The organism is Corynebacterium sp. HMSC068H04, assembly GCF_001811255.1.
Taxonomy (GTDB): Bacteria; Actinomycetota; Actinomycetes; order Mycobacteriales; family Mycobacteriaceae; genus Corynebacterium; species Corynebacterium hesseae.
Genome location: NZ_KV804019.1, coordinates 200,657 through 207,183 on the forward strand (window position 1 = coordinate 200,657; position 6,527 = coordinate 207,183).

7 protein-coding genes are annotated in these 6,527 nt (G+C 63.2%); 4 read left to right on the plus strand and 3 right to left on the minus strand.

All coding sequences use genetic code 11. The features are described from left to right. The first annotated feature begins 8 nt into the window (after positions 1–8). Positions 9–923 (plus strand): nicotinate-nucleotide--dimethylbenzimidazole phosphoribosyltransferase, encoded by a 915-nt coding sequence (locus HMPREF2792_RS10230; RefSeq protein ID WP_070533367.1) that lies wholly within the window; start codon positions 9–11, stop codon positions 921–923. 12 nt (positions 924–935) lie between these two features. Here HMPREF2792_RS10230 and HMPREF2792_RS10235 read toward each other — a convergent pair whose 3' ends face one another. After that, complete coding sequence (locus HMPREF2792_RS10235) at positions 936–2,036, minus strand: branched-chain amino acid aminotransferase (RefSeq protein ID WP_070533369.1); 1,101 nt, start codon at positions 2,034–2,036, stop codon at positions 936–938. A gap of 155 nt (positions 2,037–2,191) precedes the next feature. On the opposite strand from HMPREF2792_RS10235, the gene HMPREF2792_RS10240 reads away from it, so the two are divergent. Beyond that, a complete protein-coding gene (locus HMPREF2792_RS10240; protein WP_070533371.1) occupies positions 2,192–3,691 on the plus strand; it encodes a leucyl aminopeptidase in 1,500 nt (499 codons plus the stop codon). A 52-nt stretch (positions 3,692–3,743) separates the two neighbouring features. On the opposite strand, the gene HMPREF2792_RS10245 is transcribed toward HMPREF2792_RS10240, so the two are convergent. Next, positions 3,744–5,018 carry a glutaminase gene (locus HMPREF2792_RS10245; RefSeq protein ID WP_070533373.1) on the minus strand — a complete coding sequence of 425 codons (1,275 nt, stop codon included), beginning with the start codon at positions 5,016–5,018 and terminating at the stop codon, positions 3,744–3,746. A gap of 28 nt (positions 5,019–5,046) precedes the next feature. Here HMPREF2792_RS10245 and HMPREF2792_RS10250 point away from each other — a divergent pair, with 28 nt between their 5' ends. Further along, positions 5,047–5,589 (plus strand): isochorismatase family protein, encoded by a 543-nt coding sequence (locus HMPREF2792_RS10250; protein ID WP_070533375.1) that lies wholly within the window; start codon positions 5,047–5,049, stop codon positions 5,587–5,589. On the opposite strand, the gene HMPREF2792_RS10255 is transcribed toward HMPREF2792_RS10250, so the two are convergent. Beyond that, complete coding sequence (locus HMPREF2792_RS10255; protein ID WP_070519782.1) at positions 5,586–5,984, minus strand: oxidoreductase; 399 nt, start codon at positions 5,982–5,984, stop codon at positions 5,586–5,588. The genes HMPREF2792_RS10250 and HMPREF2792_RS10255 overlap by 4 nt on opposite strands. Positions 5,985–6,132: 148 nt before the next feature. On the opposite strand from HMPREF2792_RS10255, the gene HMPREF2792_RS10260 reads away from it, so the two are divergent. Next, on the plus strand, positions 6,133–6,527 hold a 395-nt coding region (locus HMPREF2792_RS10260), incomplete at its 3' end, for a biotin/lipoyl-containing protein (protein WP_304439942.1).

Consider the following 6,527-nt stretch of genomic DNA (forward strand, 5'->3'; position numbering starts at 1 on the left):
GAGGACACATGCCTGAATTCACCGCCGTTCCCCAGCTGCGCCCTGCAACCGCAGCACAACCAAACCGCGTGGCAGAGATTGCCGCGTGGTTGGCGGCAGCCCAGGATTCTCAGCAGGCTAAGCCCCTTCAGCGCCCTCGTGCGATTGTCTTTCTCAGCAATCCCGCTATCGCGACGCACACCACCGACGACGAGCTCACGCAGCACTCCCCTGCTGATGAGGAACGGTGGCGCGAGAACATCTTCAGCGCTGCGCAGCGCGCAGGGGCAGGCATAGACTTCGTCGAGTGCACCAGCGCAGAGTCCACCAGCCCTGAGCCTGGCGCCACCTCCGCCGCCATGACTCCCGCGGAGTTCGAGTCCTTCATCGATGTGGGCATGGCCACCGCAGATCGCGAGATCGATTCCGGTTCGGATCTACTCATAGCGTCGGCTCGTGGCATCGATGACGCGACCGTCGCCGCAAGCCTTATGGGCCGGATTACCCACACCGAACCGGTGGCCATCGTGGGGACGAATACGCTTGCCAGCGGTATTACGGATGCGCAGTGGAAGACCCGCGTGAGCATTGTGCGGGACTCCATGTTCCGCGCCCGCAACCTGGAAGGCTGGGAAGTTGTGCAGACCATCGGCACCCCGAGTGTGGCAGCGCTAGTGGGTTTCATCGCCCAAGCCACGGCGCGGCGGACTCCGGTGCTTATCGACGGCCCCCTGGCCGCCACCGCCGCCGTCCTCGCCGAGCGCAGTGCCCCCGGCGTGAAAGGCTGGCTGCGCGCGGGAAGCACGACCCCCGAACCGGCGTATGCCCTCGCCCTCAAGGAGCTCGGGATTGAACCGCTGCTCGATTTAAACCTGAGCGAAGGTTTCCCCCTCGGCGCGCTCGCGGCCCTGCCGCTGGTGCAGCTGGCCGCCGAGCTTGCCTAAGCGAATTGCGCTCTAAGCCTCCACCAGCGTGTGCAGCCAGCCGTGGGTATCCTCAACGGACCCGCGCTGGATGCCGGTGAGGCGCTCACGCAAAGCCATCGTCGTGGCCCCTGCCTCATCGTTGTTGATGTGGAAGTCAGTATCGGTGCCCATGACGTGGCCCACCGGGGTAATGACGGCAGCGGTACCGCAGGCAAAGGCCTCCACCATCGCACCGGAGGCAACGTCGTGCTCCCACTCCTTGTAGGTGATGCGACGCTCTTCGACCTTCAAGCCCATATCTTCGGCCACCTGCAGCAGGGACTTGCGGGTAATGCCCGGAAGCAGCGATCCCGACAACGCCGGGGTTACCAGAGTCTGGTTGCCCTCTTCGCCGTAGACGAAGGCCAAGTTCATGCCACCCATCTCCTCGATGTAGGTGCGGTCGATGGCATCCAACCACACCACCTGGTCGCAGCCCTTTTCCGCTGCCTGCGCCTGAGCGAGCAGGGAGGCCGCGTAGTTGCCGGCGAACTTGGCCGCACCCGTGCCGCCGGGGGCGGCGCGAACATAGTCGGTGGACAGCCAGACGGACACCGGCTTGATACCACCGGAGAAGTACGCGCCGGCCGGGGAGGCGATGACAACATAGCGGTAGGAGTGCGCCGGGTGCACGCCCAGGGACACATCGGTGGCGATCATGAAGGGGCGGAAGTACAGGGCAGCCTCGCCACCGGCTTCGGGGACCCAGGCCTGGTCGACGGCGACAAGCTGGCGCAGCGACTCAATGAACTCCTCTTCCGGCAACTGCGGCATGGCCATGCGCTCCGCGGAAGCCTGCAGACGCTGCGCGTTCTGCTCCGGGCGGAAGGTGGCGATGCTGCCATCGGGCTGACGGTAGGCCTTGATGCCCTCGAAGATAGCCTGGCCGTAATGGAATACGGTGGACGCCGGATCCATACTGAACGGCGCGTAAGGGCGCACCTGCGCGTCGTGCCATCCCTTGTCCTCGGTCCAGTCAATCGTCACCATATGGTCGGTGAAGTATTTGCCAAAGCCCGGGTTAGCCAAAATCTCCTGCAGGCGCTCCGGGGAGGTGGGGTTTTCAGTTCGCGTCACGGTGTAATTCAACATGTTTCATAGCGTACTCCCCCAACACCTATAGATATGCAGAAATGCCCTAGCGGCGTAGTCACCCCTTGAGCGCATCGCCCCTGACGCGTCCCACATCATGGACACGGGTAGGGTGTGAGGAGTATCCCATTGTCACTTTTCTCAAGGAGGACATCGTGGCTTCTACCACGTTCGAATTGCCCGCACGCGGCTCTTTCCCCACCGTTGAGCTGGCCAAGAAGGCCCCCAAGCAGGCGGACGCCCTGTTGATCGCAACCTTTGCTGGCGAGGATGGGCTCGAGGTGCCGGGTACCTCCCTGCTCGGCTCCTCGGCGCTGCGCTCGACGTATGAGGCCCTCACCGCAGTGGGGGCGACGGGCAAGGCTGGGGAAATCGTGAAGGTCCCCGCACCGCAGAAGGCGGGCGCCGCACAGGTCATCGCGCTGGGTTTGGGCGGCGTCGAGGAACTCGACGATGAAGCGCTGCGCCGCGCCGCGGGCAGCGCCGCTCGCGCCACCGCGGGCGTGGGCACCATCGTGACCACCCTCGCGGACTTCGGTGTGAGCGCCGCCGTCGAAGGCCTCATCCTTGGCGGCTACGCCTACCGCGGCATCCGCTCCACCGAGCTCACTAAGAAGGAACAGCCGGCAACCTTCGTCGTCGTGGCTGATAAGTCCGCCTCCGAGGAGTTCGAGGCCGCTCGCACCGTGGCAGAGTCTGTCTTGTTCACCCGTGACTTGGTGAATACCCCGGCGAACGAGCTCTACCCGGAGTCCTACGCCGCCATCATTTCCAGCCAGGCCAAGGAAGCCGGGCTTGACGTCGAGGTGCTCGATGAAAAGCAGCTGGCAAAGCAGGGCTTCGGTGGTATCTTGGCTGTGGGTAAGGGCTCGGCCCGCCCGCCGCGCCTGGTGCGCCTGAGCTGGAAGCCCAAGAAGGCCAAGCAGCACGTGGCTCTCGTGGGCAAGGGCATCACCTTCGATACCGGCGGCATTTCCCTGAAGCCGGGCAACGGTATGTGGGACATGATTTCGGATATGGGCGGCTCGGCTGCCATGGCTGCCACCATTATCGCGGCTGCCAAGTTAAAGCTGCCGGTCCAGATCACCGCTACCCTGCCGCTGGCTGAGAACATGCCGGGCTCTGGCGCCACCCGCCCGGGCGATGTCATTACCCACTACGGTGGCCTGACCTCAGAGGTGCTCAACACCGACGCCGAGGGCCGCCTCGTGCTTTCCGACGCCATTGCGCGCGCCAGCGAGGACAAGCCCGACTACCTCATCGAGACCGCCACTCTTACCGGCGCACAGATCGTGGCGCTGGGCTCCCGCACCGCGGGCGTTATGGGCTCCGAGGTCTTCCGCGATCGCATCGCCGAAATCGGCCGCGAGGTGGGCGAAAACGCGTGGGCGATGCCGCTGCTGGAGGAGCACGACGAGGAGATCAAGTCCCAGGCCGCGGATATCCGCAACATCAACGCTAAGCGCGAGGGCGGCATGGAATTCGCCGGCACGTACCTCAAGCAGTTCGTAGGCGAAGGCATCGAGTGGGCGCACATCGATATCGCCGGCCCCTCTTGGAACGGTTCCGCTCCGCGTGGCTACACCCCGAAGCGCGCCACCGGCGTACCGGTGCGCACCGTGGTGGCAACGCTGCGCGAGATCTCCGAGTCCTAATCTCGTGTGAGCGTCTTCAATTCGGCCCCTCGTGTGAGCGGCTTCAGGCCGCTCACACCTCTTCGCCGGCGATGACGTAGTCCTCCTTGTCCGCCAGCGGGAGGACGGTGCCGTCGGACATCGCGCGGTCGGTGACGACCCCGTTATCGTCGACAAGCGCCACCTCGTTGCCGCCCTCACGCAGCCGGCGCAGGCCTTCCTTGAGCATGCGCCGGCCCACCGTGTGCAGGCCGGAAACCTGTGAGAAGTCCAGCGCTAGGCGCTTGCCAGAGAATTGGCGCTCCTCCAGCTCGTGGAGGATGGCTTCCGTAGCGGTGAAATTGATGTGGCCCTGCAGTCGGATGATGGCCGTCTCATCATCTTCATCAACACTGCGTACCGGATGCACGCCGAAGCGGTTCTCCGTGGACATCAGGTGCAGGCCCATGTCCGAGGAAAGCTCGCGGAAAATCGCGGTGCCACGCACGCTATTTCCCTGCTCGTCGAGGCGCGGCGAGAACGTCGCCACACCGATCTGCCCCGGCAGCGTACCAATGAGCCCGCCGGCCACACCCGACTTAGCGGGGATTCCCACTTCCGCCATCCACCGCCCCGCGCCGTCATACATGCCACACGAACTCATCACTGCCAAGGTCATGCGGCACACATCGGCGTCCAGAATCTTCTCCCCCGTCACCGGCTGGCGCCCACCATTGGCCAAAGTCGCGGTCATGACGGCGAGGTCGCGCACGTCGACCGACAGCGCGCACTGCGAGGTGTAGGACAGAACTGCGTCGTGGGCATCGTCCTGAATGATTTCATAGGAGCGCAGCATGTGCGCGAGCGAAAGGTTTCGTTCGGCGTGCTCGAGCTCGGAGTCACACAGGCGCTTATCGACGTCTACCTCGCGCCCCGCCAGCTGCGAGACGAAGCTACGTATCTTTTCCACGCGGTCCTCCACGGAGGAATCCACGCCGTTGATGAGCTGGTTGACCACAATGGCCCCGGCGTTAATCATCGGGTTTACCGGACGGTGGTCTTTGGCTAGGGAAAGCTCGTTGAAAGCCTGCCCAGAGGGCTCGAGGCCGACGACATCACGCACCGCATCTAAGCCCAACTCACTCAAAGCGAGCGCGTAGACGAAGGGCTTTGAGATGGACTGGATGGTAAAGCGGTTCTCCGCGTCACCAGCGCTGTACAGGTGCCCTGTCACAGAGCACAGGGCTACGCCGAGTTGCTCAGGGTTTGCGCTGGCCAACTCTGGGATATAGTCCGCGACCTCGCCGGAATCGTGGTCGTGAACGCGGTCGAGGATTTTTTGTAGATAAAAAGGAATCGGTGATTTCATCGGCGTCTAGCCTATAGAATTACCGCGTATGAAGCCTGCACTCATTATCGTTGACGTCCAACATGACTTCTGCCCTGGCGGCGCACTTGCCACTGAAAAAGGCAACGAGGTGGCTGACCGTATCGGTGCCCTTCAACCCAGCTATGACACCGTCGTGGCTACCCAGGACTGGCACATCGATCCGGGCAGCCACTTTTCCGAATCGCCCGACTTCGTCGATTCCTGGCCAGTGCACTGCGTTGCTGATTCCTTTGGTGCCGCCATGCACGAATCCATCGGCGCCGCCCAAGCCTACTTCCGCAAAGGCGAATACACCGCTGCTTATTCCGGGTTCGAAGGCGCGGCCGATGGTGTGTCATTGGCAGACTGGTTGCGCGAGCGCAACATCACCGCCGTGGACATCGTTGGCATCGCCACCGATCACTGCGTGCGGGCCACGGCGCTCGACGCAGTTAAGGAAGGCTTCGCCGTCCGCGTTCTGGCACACTACTGCGCGCCTGTCGATGAGTCCCGTGGCGCCGCCGCGCTTGCCGAGCTCGCGGATGCGGGCGCAACCATCGTGAAGGACTAGTCCTTATTCTGCTGCTGGCGCTGCTCAAAGCGCTCGCGACGTTCACGTTGCTCTTCCCTCTTGCGCAGGATGCGTTCGCGTTCAATGCGCTCGCGCATGCGCTGCGGATAGCCGGTCTCCTCGACGTCATAGACATCGCATCGAAGCAGCTTGGCTACCGCATCGATCCCTTTCGGCCCGCCGATACGGCGGCGGATGAAGGCGCCGTTCTCATCAACTACGACCACGGACATCTCGTTGACCACGGTCTCCGGCTCAACAAAGGCCTCGATATACGCGCGCCCCTGTGCCCAGGTTTGAAGCTCGCGGGCATCTTCTGCGCGAATCGTCTCCCCCGGTGCGCGGGGCGGGCGCAGCTGGGACTTAGAGCTGTTGCGGCGGAAGGGGTTGAACATGGCTCTTTAGCCTACCGGAGGCATCCTTCATCCCCTTCGTGCGGAGGATGCCCTAATTCACCCCACCCGTGCGCGCCTTTTATAAACACGCTGTAGAATCGAACACTAGCGTTTCAATAATTCCAACTTTCGAGGAGTCTTAATACTTATGGCACACTCTGTTGTGATGCCCGAACTGGGCGAATCTGTAACCGAAGGCACGATTACCCAGTGGCTGAAGTCCGTCGGCGACACCGTTGAGGTCGACGAGCCTTTGCTCGAGGTCTCCACCGACAAGGTCGACACCGAAATCCCATCCCCGGTCGCCGGCACCATCCTCGAAATCAAGGCAGAGGAAGATGACACCGTAGACGTGGGCGAGGTCATCGCCATCATCGGTGACGAGGGCGAGTCCGCACCGGCTGCTGAGGAGTCGGAGGATTCCTCCGAGAAGGCCGAGGAGACTCCGGACAAGCCTGCTGAAGACGCTGAGTCCGAGGCCCCTGCTGCTTCTGGTGATGCCACCGACGTTGAGATGCCGGAACTCGGTGAGTCCGTCACCGA

What these genes read in the sequence shown, in the direction of transcription:
- HMPREF2792_RS10230 (WP_070533367.1), top strand. Translation starts at nt 9, where the DNA reads ATGCCTGAATTCACCGCCGTTCCCCAGCTGCGCCCTGCAACCGCAGCA.
- HMPREF2792_RS10250 (WP_070533375.1), top strand. Translation starts at nt 5,047, where the DNA reads ATGAAGCCTGCACTCATTATCGTTGACGTCCAACATGACTTCTGCCCT.
- HMPREF2792_RS10245 (WP_070533373.1), bottom strand. Translation starts at nt 5,018, where the DNA reads ATGAAATCACCGATTCCTTTTTATCTACAAAAAATCCTCGACCGCGTT.
- HMPREF2792_RS10255 (WP_070519782.1), bottom strand. Translation starts at nt 5,984, where the DNA reads ATGTTCAACCCCTTCCGCCGCAACAGCTCTAAGTCCCAGCTGCGCCCG.
- HMPREF2792_RS10235 (WP_070533369.1), bottom strand. Translation starts at nt 2,036, where the DNA reads ATGTTGAATTACACCGTGACGCGAACTGAAAACCCCACCTCCCCGGAG.